Raw genomic sequence first — 17,979 nt, 5'->3', positions numbered from 1 at the left:
AGGTTTTACAGTGTCACTTGTATAACTCCCCAAGTTAAACCACCGCCAAAGCCTGAAAACACCAATTTTTGTGTGCCATCCAGACGAATACTTCCATCTGTTACAGCTTCGTCTAAAAGAAGTGGGATACTTGCTCCAGACGTATTACCATACTTGTCCATATTTTGTAAAAAGCGTTCCCGTGGGACTTTTAGTTTCCTTGCCACTTTGTCTAAAATACGGGAATTTGCTTGATGTAGTAGATAAAAGTCAATTTCATCTTTATCTTCGGCTACTAAATTATCAATTGCCTTTACAACATCACGCGTTGCAAAATCAAAAATCTCCCGACCTTCCATTTGCAAATAAGGTGAAACTTGTCCTTTTTCAGCGGCAAACGGGCTACCATTTTGTACATAACCTGAGGTCAGTGCTGCACCTCTAGTGCCATCGGCTTGTAATTTTTCTTTATTAATCATTGGGAGCATGCTTGTTTCAAGTAAAACACCGGCAGCACCATCGCCAAACAAAACAGCAGTTGTGCGGTCTTGCCAATCTATACTTTTTGAAAGAACTTCGCCGCCAATGACCAGACCCTTTTGCGCCGTTGTTTGCAGTAGCTTTTCGGCCAATGATAAGGCGTAGACAAAACCTGAACACGCAGCTGATAAATCAAAGGCTAGTGCATTACGTGCGGCGATTGCCCCTTGCACTATGCATGCAACAGAAGGCGTCGCATAATCAGGTGTCATCGTTGCGACAATAATGAAATCCAATTCATCAGCAGCAACTTTACTTTTGGCTAATAATTTTTCAGCAACACCGATACATAAATCAGAAGTGTTCTCACTTGTAGCAATGCGGCGTTCTAAAATACCCGTTCGACTTTTAATCCACTCGTCTGAAGTATCCATAATTTTAGCCAAGTCATCATTTTTAATGATTTGTGGCGGAACAAAGCTAGCCGTAGCTGTAATTTTTCCGTATTTTCTCATCTTCACACTCACTTATACTCTTGTAAAAAATCATGGAGATTTTTTAAAGCTTTTAACAAAGTTGCTTCCTCATCACTATCCATGCCAGTTAGGACACGTTTAATCATTTGACGATGAAAATATTGATGAACTCGGAATAATAACTTGCCTTTTTTTGTCAAACCGAGTTTGACAACCCGTCGATCATCTTCACTACGAATACGTTCAACGTAGCCTTTTTTAACTAACCGGTTGATGGCGGTCGTTAATGTCCCCACCGTGATGGAAAGTTCTTTTGCTACTTCTGAAGTAGTCTTTTTTTTATACATGCCAATAGCTTCGATCGTGTGCATTTCAGTAATACTCAAATCATTGAATTGGGATTTTTGCAGCTCCGATTCTTCGATTGTTAAAATATCATTGAAGACGCTGACGAGATAGTCATTGACTGTTTCAAGATCTTTATCCACACTTTCACCATCCAAATTAGTTTGATTATCAAATCATTTGACTATCAAAATATATTATATACTTTTTGAAAATGCAATACTTTTTTATAAATTTTTTTATTTTCTAAACTAACAGTTAACAATTTCTGAGTTTATTGCCGATATTCTAAAATTTGATTGACAAGGTTCTATGCGGAAGCTAATATTTAATTTAGTTTGAAAATCAAAGTATTTTATTAAGGAGACGACTATGAAATTAACACCCGTTACAATTGGTGACCTTACTTTAGAAGTTCCAATTATTCAAGGAGGAATGGGTATTGGTGTCAGCCTTTCTCGTTTAGCCGGCAGTGTAGCAAAGAATGGCGGAATGGGCATTATTTCTTGTGCCCAGATTGGATTTAACGACCCTCTTTTTGAACGGGCCCCTTTTAAAGCCAATATGAAAGCGATCAAAGATCAATACGAAATGGCAAAGAGCATTGCAGGAAACGGTATCGTGGGATTTAATGTCATGTGCGCAACTTTTAAATATGAAAAATATGTACAACGTTGCGTAGAAGTCGGTGCCGATGTGATTATTTCTGGCGCTGGTCTACCGATTCACTTACCAGAATTAGTGGCAGGTTCAAAAACTAAAATCGCCCCTATTGTTTCCTCTGAAAAAGCAGCGAAAGTACTCTTACGCACTTGGGCAAAACGTTATACCCGTACTGCCGATTTTTTAGTTATTGAAGGGCCAGAAGCAGGTGGTCACTTAGGGTTTAAGTACGACGGTATAGAAAACGCGATTGCGAACATGGATGAAGAAGTCAAAAAAATCATTGCTGTTGCAAAAGAATATGGCGAAAAATTTCAATGTGAAATTCCCGTATTTTTTGCTGGTGGCGTCTATGATCGCGCTGATATAGACCATTACCTTGAACTTGGTTGCGCCGGTGTCCAAATGGCAACCCGGTTTGTAGTAACAGAAGAATGTGATGCCCCTAGCGATTACAAACAACGCTATTTAAATGCCAAAAAAGAAGATGTTAAAATCATTAAAAGTCCTGTTGGCATGCCCGGTAGAGCTATAGAAAATAAATTTACCGAAACGATTAAAACAAAACAAATCCCGATTGCAAAATGCCGTAGTTGTCTGTCATATGATCATTGCGATCGTAAGACAATTCCTTATTGTATTACAGAAATGCTATTAAATAGTGTCACTGAAAACCCTGATTGCGGATTGGTTTTTGCTGGCAGTAATGTTTTTAAGGTTAATGAAATGACGACTGTCCCAGCTTTAATGAAAGAATTAAGCGAATAAAACTGTAACAAAAAAGCTAAAGGAATCCTTCAGTCCTGAGCTATAAAACCAAAATTTGCGAAAAATAGCTTTTCATTTTCGTAAATTTAAGCTTTGACCAAAGGGTTGAACCATGCTAAAGCAGTCAGATCACTGTTTTTACTTGTGAAAAACTTATACTTTTTGCCGTCAAAAAAACACGAGAGAAAATTCCTCTCGTGTTTTTTTATGCCGATTATTGAATTAAATCATAGATTTCCATTGCCACGATATCAATATTGTCGAATTGATAGTGTTGTTGGGTATCTGTTTCAGTCAATTCAAATGTTTCAGTTGATTTATCGTAAGTCACGGTACATTTTTCAACGCCTTCTTTTTCAAAGCGGCGGACTTGAATTTCATTATCGGTTGCTTCAGTCATTGCTTCTAGCCGTCTGATAATGGCAACTAATTGTGAACTTGTCATGGGGAAAGCCTCCTTTTTCTCAACTTCTGTTATATTGTATCAAAAGCGATAGCAGCTTGCATTGATTTTTACAAAAAAATCATATTTTTTTGTAAAAACCTTAGTTTCCCCACCATAGTTTAATTAAAGCTTGAGTACCATCATTTTCATAACCTTTTTCAGCTAACAATTCGTATAAACGTGTCGCTTCTTTTGTCGCTGGTAAATCAATCTTCATTTTTTCAGCTTCATTTAGTGCAATCTTCAAATCTTTAATGAAATGTTTTACAAAAAAGCCAGGTGTATAGTCTTCTTTTAAAATACGCGGTGCATAGTTTGTTAGTGACCAATTGGCGGCACTACCCCCACCTACTGTTTCAATAACTTTTGGCAAATCCAATCCTGCTGCTTTACCATAAACCAGCATCTCTGTCATACCCGTCATTGTGCCAGCAATCATGATTTGATTGGCCATTTTTGTGTGTTGGCCTTTACCAGGACCACCATGTAGTGCATAGGTTTTACCAATTGCTTTAAAAAGCGGAAGCACTTTTTCATAAGCTTCCTTAGTTCCACCTACCATAATGGTCAGGGTTGCATTTTTGGCACCCAGATCACCACCAGAAACAGGTGCATCTAGCGCTTGCGCACCTTTTTGTACAGCTGTTTTGGCAATTTCTTCTGCTAAAGAAGGTGTGCTTGTTGTCATATCAACTAAAATTTTCCCTTTTACATCCGCTGAAAAAATACCATTTTCGCCATAGTAAATTTCTTTTACATCATTAGGATAGCCCACAATTGAAAATACTACATCAGCACTTTTCGTAACTGCTTCTGGCGTATCTTTCCAAATGGCACCTTTTTCAACAATCTTATCTGCTTTACTTTTTGTTCGATTATAGACATACGCTTCATTGCCTGCATCCATTAAATGCGATACCATGGAATGCCCCATGACACCGATACCGATAAAACCAATTTTCATTTTTACCATCCTCTCTACGTATTAAACACGTAAAAAAATCACAACTTTAGTATAAGCTAAAGTTGTGATTTTTTCTTGCAATATGTCTACAAATTAATTGGAGGTACGTTTAAAGGAATATAATTTCACTTTGATTTTTTTTATCGCTGGTTCAGTTTCTTTTTCTAAAGATAAATTAGCATAATAAGCAATCATATCATGATAAAAATCTAACATCGCCTCACCAAAATGCGTTGCGGAAATTTCATACAGTTTAGCTGAAAGTTTTTTAGAATCTACTTGTAATCCTTTATTGATATATTGGATCAAAGCAGCTGCAAAATCATCATCAGTCGCAAACGTGACGCCAAAAGATGGATCATCAATTAAATTGTTTAAATAGTCATTTCCCTCAACCACTAACGGTGTCCCTGCTGCCATTGCTTCTGTGTAAGTAAGACCTTGTGTCTCTGAAGTAGAAGCACTAACAAAATAATCCGCGGCATGATAATAAAGCGCTACTTCATCGTTAGGGACTTCACCGACAAAATGAACACAATCACTTAAAGACAGGCTTGCCACCAACTCTTTTAAGTCTTCCATGTAAGGACCTTTCCCAACGATTACTAAACGAGCCTGTGGTAATTTTTCTACAATAGCAGGAAGTCCATGAACAATTGCTTGAATATTTTTTTCATAAGAAATACGACTTAAAGACAATAACATGATTTCATCATCTAAAATGCCTAAGTCTTGCCGTAATTCTTTTTTCATAGCCTCTGTTATATCGGGGCGTTCAAATTTCTCTAATTCTATCCCAGTTGGAATTACCCGCATCGGCGAAGTAACCCCGTACCCTCTTAAAGTATCAATCACGCGCTCACTAGGGCACACTACTCCGGTTGTATGATTGGCAAATAAACGAGAAAAATATTTCACATGAGACTGTCGAACCACTTTTCCCTTGGCAATATAATGTAAATAGTCTTCATACATTGTATGATACGTATGGATTACTGGTATTTTCAATTTCTTGCCGACCATTTTTCCTAAAAGACCCGCCCCGAATTCAGTATGGGTATGAATTAAGTCTAATTCTAGCTCTTTGGCAATTAAATACGCATACCACATCCCTCTCACAACGATACGGCGATCTTTAAACGAGACAAAAGGAACACTTGGCATTCGAATAATATCTTCTTCAATACCAACTGCATTAGGATCTGTTGTAGTAAAAATATAGACTTCATGCCCCTTTTTTTCCAACTCGGTCTTCAATGTTTTAATTGACGTTGCAACCCCGCTTACTTGCGGGAAATAGGTATCTGTAAAAAACCCGATTTTCACAGTCTTTCCTCCAAACTATTTCGCTGTAACTAATACAGTTAACCAACAACTTTTTTATAGTGTATCATAGCTCTTATATACTTAAATCAAACTATAGTCTTATTTCATCTTATATTTTAGCGTTTGTGTGACTAAAATAGCAATAAAAAAACGTGCAAGTGACAAACTCGTTAGACTATTCAACAATCTGAATCATTAAAATATCTGAATTATCCGAAAGCTCAGACACTAAATCTTCTTCGTCTACATCCTTTGGCACTGTCAATGTGAACATAATTAAATATTTACGATTTGACTTTGGGTTTTCCCGCGTGATTTTAAGGTCAGATTTTTCCACGATTACTTTATTTTTAGCCAAATAATTTTTAATAAAAGCCACGGTCTGATCACCATGGGCGATTTCAACTTGTAGACGTCTTACTTTTGGTAGCGGTACTAAATATGAAATCAAGGCTAGCGCTATCATAATAGAACAAAAGCCAGTGAGAGAAATTAGATAAAATCCCATTCCCAAAGCAATTCCAATTGATGCGACTGCCCAAACAGACGCCGCTGTTGTCAGCCCTTTGACTGTTTGTTTTGTCATAATAATTGTTCCCGCCCCTAAAAAACCAATGCCGCTAACGACTTGTGCGACTAAACGGGTTTGATCTGCCGTCATCACATTAGCAAGTTTTGGCATTTGTTGCGCAAATTCCACCGTTTGTGAAGCGACTTCATCTTGAATCAGCGCAATTAATGCCGCACCCACACAAACTAAAATATGCGTCTTCATGCCGGCAGGACGACTCTTATATTCTCGCTCGAAGCCAATTGTCCCGCCCATTACAATTGCCAAAGACAATCTAGCAATTATCTCGAACGTTGTCAGATCATACTCATGCATTTCGCCAACTCCTAACCCTTTTCTTTAGCATAGCATATTAGAAAACGCTTTTCTTTTTTGACGCTGTCAAAAATTAAATTTGTAAGTTATCAGCTAGGTATTATTATGTACGACAAAAAAACCTCAGAGAAAATCTCTGAGGTTAAAAACTTTTTATTTAACAGCTTCTTCTACTAATTCAATGACTTCTTCCATTGTATCGCAATCATTTAATGCTTTATCAGCAAGAACTTTCATATCTTCAGTAGACAAACGTTTCATTAAGCTACGTGTTTTAAGGATTGATGTTGCGCTCATTGAGAATTCATCCAAGCCCATTCCCATCAAAATTGGCACAGCAGTTTGGTCACCGGCCATTTCACCACACATACCTGCCCATTTACCTTCAGCATGAGCTGAATCAATTACGTTTTTAATCAAACGCAAAATAGATGGGTTATATGGTTGGTAAAGATAAGACACGCGTTCGTTCATACGGTCTGCTGCCATTGTGTATTGGATCAAATCATTAGTACCAATACTGAAGAAGTCAACTTCTTTGGCAAACTTGTCAGCTAAGACAGCCGCCGCTGGAATTTCAATCATAATACCGACTTGGATTGTATCAGATACTGTTACACCTTCGTCGATTAATTTTTGACGTTCTTCATCATACATTTTTTTAGCCGCTCTAAATTCTTTCAAAGTTGCTACCATTGGGAACATAATACGTAAGTTACCAAAAGCAGAAGCACGTAACAATGCCCGTAACTGTGTACGGAACATGTCGTCTCCTAATTCTGACAAGCTAATACGCAATGCGCGGTAACCTAAGAAAGGATTCATTTCATGCGGTAAAGTCAAGTAAGGTAATTCCTTGTCACCACCGATATCCATGGTACGAACAACGACAGGTTTTTCACCCATACCTTCTAAAACTGCTTTATAAGCTTCAAATTGATCTTCTTCAGTTGGAAAATCAGGAGAATCCATATAAAGAAATTCAGTTCTATATAAACCGATTGCTTCAGCGCCATTATTGTGAACACCTTCTAAATCTTTTGGTGTTCCAATATTAGCAGCCAATTCAAAGTGTTTACCGTCAGCTGTGACAGTATCTGCTTCTTTTAGTTTTTCCCATTCAGCTTTTTGGGCAGCAAAATCTGCACCAGCTTTTTGGAATTGTGCTTTTTGGTCTTCAGTTGGATCAATGATGACATCCCCAATGATACCATTAACAGCTAGAATGTCCCCTGCTTTTACTTTGGCAGTAATTTCTTTTGTCCCAACAATTGCTGGGATTTCAAGAGAACGTGCCATGATTGCAGAGTGAGAAGTCCGTCCGCCGATGTCAGTAACAAAGGCTTTAACGAATTTGCGATCTAATTGTGCAGTATCACTTGGTGTTAAGTCGTGGGCAACCACAACAACTTCTTCATTAATCATTGAAGGGTTTGGTAAAGTAACCCCTAACAAATGTGCTAAGACACGTTTGGCAACGTCACGGATATCAGCTGCGCGTTCTTGCATGTAAGCATTGTCGTCCATTGCTTCAAACATGCCAATATACATGTCGGTAACTTCTTTCAATGCTGATTCAGCATTGACTTTGTTATCTTTCACGTTTTGTTTAATTTGACCGATCATTTCAGGATCTGAAAGAACCATTAAATGAGCGTCAAATACTTGAGCTTCTGCTTCGCCCAAACTTTGCGCTGCTTTTTCCCGAATTTGTTGTAGTTCTTCGGTAGATTTTGCTAAAGCATCGTCTATTCTTTTTTCCTCTGCTTCAGTATCTTCTACAGAAATTTTGTTAAAGGATAAATCCGGTTGAACTAGCAGGTAAGCTTTTGCAACGGCAACTCCGTCACTTGCGGCGATCCCTTTTAGCATTTCAACCATTATTCAGATAATCCTTCTTTCTTCATTGTTTCAACGATTGCTGCCATTGCGTCAGCTTCGTCAGCACCTTCAGCAGTGATTGTTACATCAGAACCTTGGCCAACACCAAGAGACATAACGCCCATGATAGATTTAAGATTTACAGATTTACCTTTGTACTCTAAGTTAATGTCAGAGTTAAATTTGCTAGCAGTTTGTACTAATAATGTAGCTGGACGTGCGTGAATCCCAGTTTCTGCTACTACGTGAAAATCTTTTTTTTCCATATTAATCGGTCTCCTTTGTGAAACAAGTTTTTTGTGAGGGTTTTCTTTTTTAACAGTCCAAATAAACCATCAAAAAAGGCCCTTTCAACTGTTAAGATTACCATTTTTTTTTCAATCGTACAACCGTTTTCTCTCATAATAGAACAAAAGATATCTAGTCCAATTAGCAGAATAATTTCTATTCCAATCTTTTTGAGGCAAGTTATTGGGCATTTATACTAAAAAAATATTTAATCCAGTAACAAAATGAAAAAAAGTCACTGATTTTCAAATCAGACAAATTACTTGCACCAATAAATAAATTTAGTATAATACAGTTATGGTCAATAAAGGTCAAAGATAACTTTGACTAGACCTCGCTTTTTAGGTGTATCTTTTTACTGATTAAAAAAAGCGCGTTACAATAATAAATGTAAGTAAATCCATGAAAGGTCGTGAATTATTTATGCTTTGTCAAAACTGTGGCAAAAATGAAGCAACCATTCATTTATACGCAAATGTAAATGGCCAAAGAAAGCAACTGGACTACTGCCAAAGCTGCTACCAAAAACTAAAAAATCAAACTGGTAGTCAAACAAGTATGATGGCCCAAGATCCATTTGGCTTTGGAAGTCTTGACGATTTATTCCGTCAAATGTCGCAACAAATGCAACCAAGAAATGCTGGTGAACAAACGCCCCCTACGCAATTTGGTGGTGGCAATAACTTTAACGGCGGACAACCTCCTCGCCAAAACCAAGGAGCTAACGGTCTTTTAGGTGAATATGGTATCAACATCACTGAACAAGCCCGTAATGGTGATATCGATCCAGTTGTCGGTCGTGACGAAGAAATTAAACGTGTTATTGAAATTTTAAATCGTCGAACAAAAAATAACCCTGTTTTAATCGGAGAACCCGGTGTGGGTAAAACGGCTGTCGTTGAAGGCTTGGCTCAAAAGATAGTCGACGGCGATGTTCCACAAAAACTTCTTGATAAAGAAGTTATCCGTTTAGACGTAGCCTCTCTAGTTCAAGGAACAGGTATAAGAGGGCAATTTGAAGAACGGATGCAAAAGTTAATCGATGAAATTAAACAAGCTGAAAATGTTATCTTGTTCATTGATGAAGTACACGAAATTGTTGGTGCCGGTGCGGCTGGTGATGGCAATATGGACGCAGGCAATATCTTGAAACCAGCTTTAGCTCGAGGAGAATTGCAAATGGTTGGTGCTACTACTTTAAACGAGTACCGCATCATTGAAAAAGACGCTGCTTTAGAACGTCGGATGCAACCAGTTCGAGTAGATGAACCTTCCGTTGAAGAAACCATCGCAATTTTGAAAGGTTTGCAACCACGTTATGAAGATTATCACCATGTAAAATATACCGATGATGCAATCAAAGCGGCGGCTATCCTTTCAAATCGTTATATCCAAGATCGCTTTTTACCTGATAAAGCAATTGATTTATTAGATGAATCAGGTTCCAAGAAAAACTTAACGATTCAATTAGTTGATCCAAAAGCCATTGAGAAAAAGCTGGCGGATGCCGAAGCACAAAAACAACAAGCTTCTAAGGAAGAAGATTTTGAAAAAGCAGCGTATTATCGCGATCAAATCAATAAATTAGAAGAAATGAAAAATAAACAAATCAGCGATGAAGAAACACCTACCATCTCTGAAAAAGATATGGAACAAATTGTTGAAGAACGTACGGGTATTCCCGTTGGCGAATTAAAAGAAAAAGAACAAACACAATTGAAAAATCTCGGCCACGATTTAAAAGAACATGTTATTGGTCAAGATGAAGCAATTGATAAAGTTGCTAAGGCTATCCGCCGTAATCGTGTTGGTTTGGGCAAGAAAAATCGTCCAATCGGCTCTTTTCTATTCGTTGGACCAACTGGTGTTGGTAAAACTGAATTAGCAAAACAATTAGCTTATGAAATGTTTGGTTCTGAAGATTCTATGATTCGTTTTGATATGTCTGAGTACATGGAAAAACATAGTGTGGCTAAATTAATCGGTTCTCCTCCAGGCTATGTTGGCTATGAAGAAGCTGGTCAATTAACAGAAAAAGTTCGTCGTAATCCTTACAGCTTGATTTTGTTAGATGAAATCGAAAAAGCCCATCCAGATGTTTTGCACATGTTCTTGCAAATTTTAGACGATGGACGTCTAACCGATGCCCAAGGGCGAACAGTTAGCTTCAAAGATACATTGATTATTATGACAAGTAATGCCGGCACAGGTAATGTCGAAGCCAGCGTTGGTTTTGGCGCAACCAGAGAAGGCGTGACACGTTCTGTCTTAAATCAATTAAACAATTACTTCTCACCTGAATTTTTGAACCGTTTTGACGGTATTATCGAATTCAAAGCTTTAAGTAAAGACAATTTACTTCACATTGTCGACTTAATGTTAAATGAAGTAAACGATATGCTGGCTGTACAACACTTACACATCACTGTACCAAAAGATGTAGAAGAAAAATTAGTCGACTTGGGGTATAACCCTGCAATGGGTGCTCGCCCATTACGTCGTACTATTCAAGATCAAATTGAAGATGGCATTGCCGAATACTTCTTAGATCATCCAACAGTTAAAGAACTCACTGCCCACTTAACCAAAGACGGTAAAATTGAAGTTACCGCCTTACAGGTTAATGAGACAAAAGATTCAAAAGAAGATTTAAGTAATCAAGACAAAACAAAAGAAGAATAATTAAATTAACAAAAGCAGAGGTCTAACTTTTAATAAAAGTTAGACCTCTGCTTTTTAGCTCATATACAAAAAAATAGTTTAGAAAACTACCAAAATTAACAAATTTTGTTTGATTTTTCAAGTGTAATCACTTTGCTAAATAAGTCCGGAACCGTATAATAATAATTGAGTTAGTTCAAACTTGCCTTGAAGGAGTGAACCAGATGAAATTAATCAACGTTACCAATAGCCATTCGCGTTTGGTACGCAATCAGTTAGAAAATACGGACGCCGAATTGGTGAAAGTTTATACGGCGGGCAATTCGACCATCGTTTATACAGTTGCCCCGCATCATAACGAAATTTTGCTGATTAATAAAAAGCGCAACCTTAACGAACGTGAAATTAATGAAGTAAAAGAATACTTTTTGAAAAAAATGCCCTCTGGCAGTTATGAGCCTGATACAATTACCCAAATTGAGCTACCAGGTCTTGTAGAAATTTCAATTAAAACAAACCAACTAAGTAACAATGCATCATAAAAAAATCTGGGATAAAAAGCCACGTTGCCTTTTTATCCCAGATTTTTTTATATAGCTGACCCATAACTCGTTAAGAGCCTCTCTAAAGTTTTTCAGTAATTCTGAATTTTCCAACATCCCTTTTTACCTAAGTTTTAGACTGGGCAGATTTTTACGGGTTAGCTTTAACCAATATTCAAATGAACTTTTTGATCTTTTTGTCTTTCTTTAAAAATATGAAATAAAAAATCATCTGTTGCATCAAAAGAATCTTCACCTTCAACAATCCAGTAATTTGAGTTCTCTAACGGAACGAGCGAGTTAGAACATGTAATTACTGCGTCGTATTTTTCTTTAGAGGCGGTATTCATTAAAGAATATTCGACAAATGGCAAGTCCTCGATACGATTAATCAAAGAATATAATAAGAAGTGGTTAGGAAAGCCAATAATTCCTACTTTAATCTTTTCTGTCTTCTCACTGCGTTCAACTTGTGGCAAGCTGACTAAAGTTAAAAGATTAATTAAATCAGCGCTTTCCTCTGCTTCTATTGCACTGGCAATATGTCCATGTAAAATTTCATAATTGGGATGTTGAATTTTCAAGCTTTCCAAAATGAAATCTAGATTTTTCGGTGCTTTACCGTCAAATAATTCTTGGCGTAGAAAAATCGTTTGATAATTTAGCAGAATTAATTCCTGCTTGCTACGGGAAAAGCTTTGGAAATAGGGCAGCATTTTATCAAAAAAGACTTTTGCCTTTTCCTTTGAAGTTGTCAGGTTCTTATAATTTTTCCGTACAAAAGACAGACGGGGATCATCTTCTGAAAAATACTGTGGCCAATAAAAAATCATATAAGACACAAAATTAGCTTCTCTTTCTTGGTATGTTTCAGCTACACCACTTTGCGCTAGCTTTTGTTTAAAGCGGCCATTAATTGTTGTTGGATAGAAATAATGGTTAATCTCTGGTTCGTCGACATAATAGCCTAATTGAGTCCGTAACAAACTAATCGCTTGATAGACCGTAAATTCCCGTTGTTCTACGTATTTTAGAAAAGCTAAGTCATCTTCATCAAACAACGCATTCAAATCAACATTTAGATTTTCAAAATGCTGGAATAATTCTGTGCCAAAATCCACCATCCACAAAAAATTGAAGTACATAATTCGTACCAGCGCTTCTCGTCCAGTCACTTCCATTTGTAGACAATTTAATCGAATTCCTTTATCTTTTAAATAAGCAACTAAGGGTTTTAGTCGCCGCATTAAAGAAGATTGACTTAAATTTGTTTGTTGTCCAAAATCTTTTAAATCCATTTCCGGTTGAAGCAAGGTAGCCACTAAGACGCGATAAGGTACACTACTTTGAAAAAGAAACTGTTGATAGCTGTGAAATTTGGGTAAATTCCCATCGATTTGTACTTTTTCTTTTTCTGTAAACAACACATATCCAGTTTCTAAGTCTTTTAAATCTTGATTCATTTGGTTTAGCAGATTAGCTGTTTTAATATGAGAAAAACCAGTGTATTTTTCAAAATAATGAATTGGGTATAAACCGCGATCAAGTTCTAGCATGTGCTTAAAGAGCATCAATTTATTTTGAGCTGGATCGTCTAACAAAATATTTTCTAACATCTTACTTCCCCTTTTGAGTTTATACTTCATAATAGCACAAAGGAATAATCTTTGGCTAGGCGATTATATTTCAAAAAAAAAAATTCTCAATTTCAATTGATTACTAGCATAATTTTTGGGTTTTATTTACAAATAAACTTATTGCTTTAGATGAATATATTGTTATTAAATAAATAGACACCCTACTTTTTTAAGTAAGGTGTCTATTTTTATCACTTACATCAAGCTCTTTAATTCCACATCCGGATACTTATCAGCAAACCAGCGCATCGCAAATTGATTTTCAAATAAGAATAAAGGTTGATCAAAACGGTCACGAGCCAAAATATTTCTACTAGAGCTCATTTTTTCATCAAGTTGGGCAGGATCGATCCAGCGAGCGATCTTATGTCCCATCGGTGTCATAACAACTTCGGCATTGTATTCATTTTTCATCCGATATTGGAAAACTTCAAATTGCAATTGGCCCACCGCACCAATGACATATTCGTCAGTTAAATAAGTACGGTACATTTGAATAGCGCCTTCTTGCACCAATTGTTGAATGCCTTTATGAAATGATTTTTGTTTCATCACATTTTTGGCTTGTACTTTCATAAATAGCTCTGGCGTAAAAGATGGCAATTCTTCATACGCAACTTTTAATTTTCCTTCATAAAGCGTATCGCCGATTTGATAATTACCAGTATCATAAACCCCGATAATATCGCCAGCAACAGCTTCTTGGATATTTTCTCTAGCATCTGCCATAAATTGAGTAACATTGCTTAATTTCATTTTTTTACCAGTACGTTCTAAGGTGATGTCCATCCCGCGAACAAAGGTTCCTGAACAAATTCTAACGAATGCAATCCGGTCACGGTGAGCTGGATTCATATTCGCTTGAATTTTGAAGACAAAACCGGAAAATTCTGGCTCATATGGACTGACTTCATCTCCTTCTTCGGTTTTATGGGCATAAGGAGATGGCGCAAATTCTAAAAATGTTTCTAAGAAAGTTTGAACACCAAAATTAGTTAAAGCTGAACCGAAGAAGACAGGAGTTTGTTTGCCACTGGCGATTTTTTTGCGATCAAAGCTATCGCCGGCTTCTTTAACTAATTCAACTTCTTCTAAGACTTGGTCATACTGACCACTGCCACGAAAAGGGTGGTCTGCTGGAATTTCGCCTTCTTCATCTAGAGGAATTAAACGTTTTCCACCGTAATTTTCTGGTCGATACAATTCAATCCGCTCATTATAAATATCGTATAAACCTTCTAAACCTTTTCCCATCCCAATTGGCCAGTTCATTGGAAATGATTCAATTTGTAATAAATCTTCTAATTCTTCCAGTAATTCCAGTGGTTCACGGCCATCACGGTCTAATTTGTTAATAAAAGTGAAGATCGGGATTCCTCGTTTTTTTACCACTTGAAATAATTTTTTGGTTTGTGCTTCAATCCCTTTGGCACTATCAATAACCATAACAGCACTATCCACCGCCATCAATGTCCGATACGTATCCTCAGAGAAATCTTCATGTCCGGGTGTGTCTAAGATGTTCACGCGTTTATCATCGTAATCAAACTGCATCACAGAACTTGTAACGGAAATCCCCCGTTGTTTTTCAATTTCCATCCAGTCAGATTTGGCAAAATTACCTGTTTTTTTTCCTTTAACAGTCCCTGCTTGGCGAATGGCACCACCAAAAAGTAATAATTGTTCGGTAATTGTTGTTTTCCCCGCATCCGGGTGGGAAATAATTGCAAACGTGCGTCGGCTATCGACTTCTTTTCGTAAATTTGGGTTATCCATTGTGTTCTCCTTTATTTCGTAAAATTAAAAATGGCAGTAGCCATTAACTTGTATTTTGGCTTAGGGTAATAGTAAACAACTATGCTAGTATAGCATGGAATGAAAATTTCATAAACGATAAAAAAGTGATGTGCCAAAATTTCAGCACATCACCTCCACTTTTTAACGTCTTGGCTCGTCATCTTCAAACTCTTTACGAAAATGACGTCTTTCTTCCTCTGGTTGAACTTCAATTTCCGGGTCGCGGAAAATAACGCGGATTTTCAATACACGCGAACCTTCCATCTCTTCAGAAATCAGAGTCAAGTTGTCCACTTCAAAAGAAAGTTTCTCACCTTCATCTGGAATAGTTCCCAAAGCTGTGATTAGGTATCCAGCCATTGTATCCACATCACTCATATGCAAGTCCGTGTCAAAGGCTTCGTTAAACTCATCAATTAGCATGCGACCTTGAATAATATATTCATGATCATTTACTTGTTCATATAGTTTTTCTACTTCATCGGTTTCATCGTCAATTTCACCTACGATTTCTTCCAACAAGTCTTCTAATGTCACAACCCCTACCATACCACCATACTCATCTAAAAGAATCGCCATTTGGTTACGGGTCTTTTTCAATTCATATAATAAGTCGTCAATAAAAACTGTTTCTGGTACAAATAAAGGCTCTTGTAAAATCTTATGCATATCAATATTTTCAAAGCCAAATTGATAAGCCGCTTTCAAAAGATTCTTAGTATGCAAGACACCAATTACTTTGTCCTTATCTTCATCATAGACTGGAATACGGGAATAATTTTCTGATAACACGTCAGTTACAATTTCAGCGATTGGATCATTAATGTCTACCATAAAAGCGTCTGTTCTAGGTACCATGACTTCGCGCGCCACTTTTGTATCTAGTGAAAAGACCCCTTGTAACATTTCCAATTCGTCTTCTTCTAAAACACCTTCTGTTTCCAACATATAACGCATTTCATCGCGGGTCATTTTTGAGTCTTCATCATCAAAATCCATCGGCGTAATTTTTGCCAATAGACTGGTTGATGCCGATAATAACCACACAAAAGGTTTTGCGATTGTGCCAATGACACGGATAACACCAGAAGTAAAAGTCGCAACTTCTTCTGATTTATTTAAGGCAATTCGCTTAGGGTATAATTCCCCAAAAACGATGGACACATAAGTTAAAATCGCTAAAACGATAATATTGGCAATACTTTTAGCGGCAGCTCCACCACCTAAAACAGGTGCCAGACGGCTAGATAGCGTGTCAGCTAAGGATGCCCCTGATAAAATATTTACTAACGTAATCCCCACTTGGATGGTGGATAAAAAGTTAGTTGGGTTTTCCAATATTTTGAGTAATTTTTGCGACTTGACATTGCCTTCTTCAGCTTTTTGTTCCACCCGGTTTTTGTTAATTGACACAACGGCAATTTCTGAAGCAGCCAAAAAGGCATTAATCAGCGTTAAAACAATTAATAATAAAAACTGGGCGATCAGCGACTGACTCTCGGGGTCAGAATTCATAATTTCTTTCTCTCCTTATATTTTCATGTTTAAATAGAAAAAAAGCGTGGCATTTGCCACGCTAAAATCGTATCACAAAGGTAAATTCTTTGCAATAAAAACAATACTACTCCGTTTGTTGTATCTCATCTTTTACTAATTCATCCTCATGGATTTTTTTATCTTCTTTCACTAACTTCACAATAAAGGTGACTAAAACCCGGCACACAGCGTAAAATGGCACCCCTAAGAAAATTCCTAATAACCCTGCAATGTTTCCGGCTACTAATAAAACTAAAATAATCGTCAAAGGATGAATGGACAATGTTTTTCCAATTACGTTAGGATAAATAATATTTCCATCTAATTGTTGTACAATTAAGACGACAACACAACACAGCAATGCTTTTAGTGGTGAATCAAAAACAGTCACTAAAACAGCTGGCATCAGCCCTAAATAAGGACCCAAGTAAGGAATTAAGTTGGTGACCCCTGCAATCACACCAAATAAGAAGGCGTAATCCACCCCGATGACCAAATACCCGATAAAAGTAAACGTAGCAACAAAAACACATTCAATGGCTTGTCCGCTAATATATTTCGATAAGGTATAATTTAACTTTCCTAAGAGATCCACAATTTGCTGGCGCCGATTAACGGGAAAGAAACGTTGAATATTTGGCACCAAACGATTTCCGTCTTTTAACATGTAAAATAAAATAAAGGGCGCAGTTACAATAATCATCGTGGCATTTGCGACTTGACCAACAATTGAACCGATACTATTGGAAAGGCTACTTAAAAAGCGTTGAATAATCGTACCATAGGAAATGTCCAATTTATCAAATTGCGCTTGCAGATCGATTTGTTTGAAAAACGGACTACGTGCCATTTCTCTGATCCAGTCCTCCACACTTGCAATAAATGAAGGGATACTTTCAGCCAACGAAGTAATTTGGCTGACAAGACTTGGAATAACACTACCGATAATTAAGACCAACGCACCGATTAAAAGAATAAAAACTAAAATAATTCCATAAATTCGTTTTAGTTTGACTCTTTTTTCCAATAAGTTCACAATTGGGTTTAATAAATAATACAAAAACCCCGCAATTAGAACTGGTGCAAAAAGGGTTGAGAAAAAAGTTCCAATTGGTTTAAAAATGAAATCGATTTTGGTTGAAACAAAAATCAAGGTAGCCAAAATTAGTAATTCTAATGACCAAAACATGATTTTTGAATTTTTTAGTTTTTCTAACAAATTATCACTCCTTCAGCTAAACAAAACAGTTTACAATTTCGTCATTCTGTTTTAATTTTAGTTGTTACTAATCTTATCAAAAAATA

The 17,979-nt window shown here is 36.9% G+C and carries 15 protein-coding genes; 3 read left to right on the top strand and 12 right to left on the bottom strand.

All coding sequences use genetic code 11. The features are described 5' to 3' along the window. Positions 1 to 5: 5 nt before the first annotated feature. Both AC6R0T_RS06055 and fabT read right to left on the bottom strand, forming a co-directional pair. Positions 6 to 974 carry a beta-ketoacyl-ACP synthase III gene (locus tag AC6R0T_RS06055; protein ID WP_303754287.1) on the bottom strand — a complete coding sequence of 323 codons (969 nt, stop codon included), beginning with the start codon at positions 972 to 974 and terminating at the stop codon, positions 6 to 8. An 8-nt stretch (positions 975 to 982) separates the two neighbouring features. Further along, positions 983 to 1,423, bottom strand: coding sequence for a fatty acid biosynthesis transcriptional regulator FabT (fabT, locus tag AC6R0T_RS06050; RefSeq protein WP_016172187.1), 441 nt, complete (start codon positions 1,421 to 1,423; stop codon positions 983 to 985). A 229-nt stretch (positions 1,424 to 1,652) separates the two neighbouring features. Here fabT and AC6R0T_RS06045 point away from each other — a divergent pair, with 229 nt between their 5' ends. Then, complete coding sequence (locus AC6R0T_RS06045) at positions 1,653 to 2,711, top strand: NAD(P)H-dependent flavin oxidoreductase (RefSeq protein ID WP_303754288.1); 1,059 nt, start codon at positions 1,653 to 1,655, stop codon at positions 2,709 to 2,711. A 214-nt stretch (positions 2,712 to 2,925) separates the two neighbouring features. Here the strand turns inward: AC6R0T_RS06045 and AC6R0T_RS06040 are convergent, their stop codons facing one another. The 6 genes from AC6R0T_RS06040 to AC6R0T_RS06015 all read right to left on the bottom strand — a co-directional run bounded on the left by AC6R0T_RS06040 (position 2,926) and on the right by AC6R0T_RS06015 (position 8,479). Further along, entirely contained in the window at positions 2,926 to 3,156 is a 231-nt protein-coding gene (locus AC6R0T_RS06040; protein ID WP_071864753.1) for a YkuJ family protein, read from the bottom strand. Positions 3,157 to 3,256: 100 nt separating this feature from the next. After that, entirely contained in the window at positions 3,257 to 4,120 is an 864-nt protein-coding gene (locus AC6R0T_RS06035; RefSeq protein WP_303754289.1) for an NAD(P)-dependent oxidoreductase, read from the bottom strand. 93 nt (positions 4,121 to 4,213) lie between these two features. Continuing rightward, positions 4,214 to 5,446, bottom strand: coding sequence for a glycosyltransferase family 4 protein (locus AC6R0T_RS06030; protein WP_303754290.1), 1,233 nt, complete (start codon positions 5,444 to 5,446; stop codon positions 4,214 to 4,216). A 175-nt stretch (positions 5,447 to 5,621) separates the two neighbouring features. Continuing rightward, positions 5,622 to 6,332: an MgtC/SapB family protein gene (locus AC6R0T_RS06025; protein WP_303754291.1), complete on the bottom strand. Its 711-nt coding sequence runs from the start codon at positions 6,330 to 6,332 to the stop codon at positions 5,622 to 5,624. 153 nt (positions 6,333 to 6,485) lie between these two features. Then, positions 6,486 to 8,213: a phosphoenolpyruvate--protein phosphotransferase gene (ptsP, locus tag AC6R0T_RS06020; RefSeq protein ID WP_206903977.1), complete on the bottom strand. Its 1,728-nt coding sequence runs from the start codon at positions 8,211 to 8,213 to the stop codon at positions 6,486 to 6,488. Next, positions 8,213 to 8,479, bottom strand: coding sequence for a phosphocarrier protein HPr (locus AC6R0T_RS06015; RefSeq protein ID WP_016172193.1), 267 nt, complete (start codon positions 8,477 to 8,479; stop codon positions 8,213 to 8,215). Before AC6R0T_RS06015 ends, ptsP begins: the two co-directional genes overlap by 1 nt. A 445-nt stretch (positions 8,480 to 8,924) precedes the next feature. On the opposite strand from AC6R0T_RS06015, the gene AC6R0T_RS06010 reads away from it, so the two are divergent. Continuing rightward, the gene (locus tag AC6R0T_RS06010) at positions 8,925 to 11,183 is read left to right on the top strand and encodes an ATP-dependent Clp protease ATP-binding subunit (RefSeq protein ID WP_206904193.1); all 2,259 of its coding nucleotides are present in this window, start codon (positions 8,925 to 8,927) and stop codon (positions 11,181 to 11,183) included. Between the two features lie 203 nt (positions 11,184 to 11,386). Then, the gene (locus tag AC6R0T_RS06005; RefSeq protein WP_206903976.1) at positions 11,387 to 11,704 is read left to right on the top strand and encodes a DUF1827 family protein; all 318 of its coding nucleotides are present in this window, start codon (positions 11,387 to 11,389) and stop codon (positions 11,702 to 11,704) included. A gap of 164 nt (positions 11,705 to 11,868) precedes the next feature. Here AC6R0T_RS06005 and AC6R0T_RS06000 read toward each other — a convergent pair whose 3' ends face one another. The 4 genes from AC6R0T_RS06000 to AC6R0T_RS05985 form a co-directional block, all read right to left on the bottom strand. Continuing rightward, positions 11,869 to 13,320, bottom strand: coding sequence for a helix-turn-helix domain-containing protein (locus AC6R0T_RS06000; protein WP_303754292.1), 1,452 nt, complete (start codon positions 13,318 to 13,320; stop codon positions 11,869 to 11,871). Between the two features lie 216 nt (positions 13,321 to 13,536). Beyond that, entirely contained in the window at positions 13,537 to 15,117 is a 1,581-nt protein-coding gene (locus tag AC6R0T_RS05995; RefSeq protein WP_206903974.1) for a peptide chain release factor 3, read from the bottom strand. A 162-nt stretch (positions 15,118 to 15,279) separates the two neighbouring features. After that, positions 15,280 to 16,653 (bottom strand): hemolysin family protein, encoded by a 1,374-nt coding sequence (locus tag AC6R0T_RS05990; protein WP_206903973.1) that lies wholly within the window; start codon positions 16,651 to 16,653, stop codon positions 15,280 to 15,282. Positions 16,654 to 16,759: 106 nt separating this feature from the next. Next, positions 16,760 to 17,893 carry an AI-2E family transporter gene (locus AC6R0T_RS05985; protein WP_206903972.1) on the bottom strand — a complete coding sequence of 378 codons (1,134 nt, stop codon included), beginning with the start codon at positions 17,891 to 17,893 and terminating at the stop codon, positions 16,760 to 16,762. Positions 17,894 to 17,979: the final 86 nt, after the last annotated feature.

The organism is Enterococcus sp. S86.2 (assembly GCF_059834485.2).
Note: the sequence above shows the minus strand (reverse complement) of the source record. Positions and strands in the feature narration are given on the sequence as shown.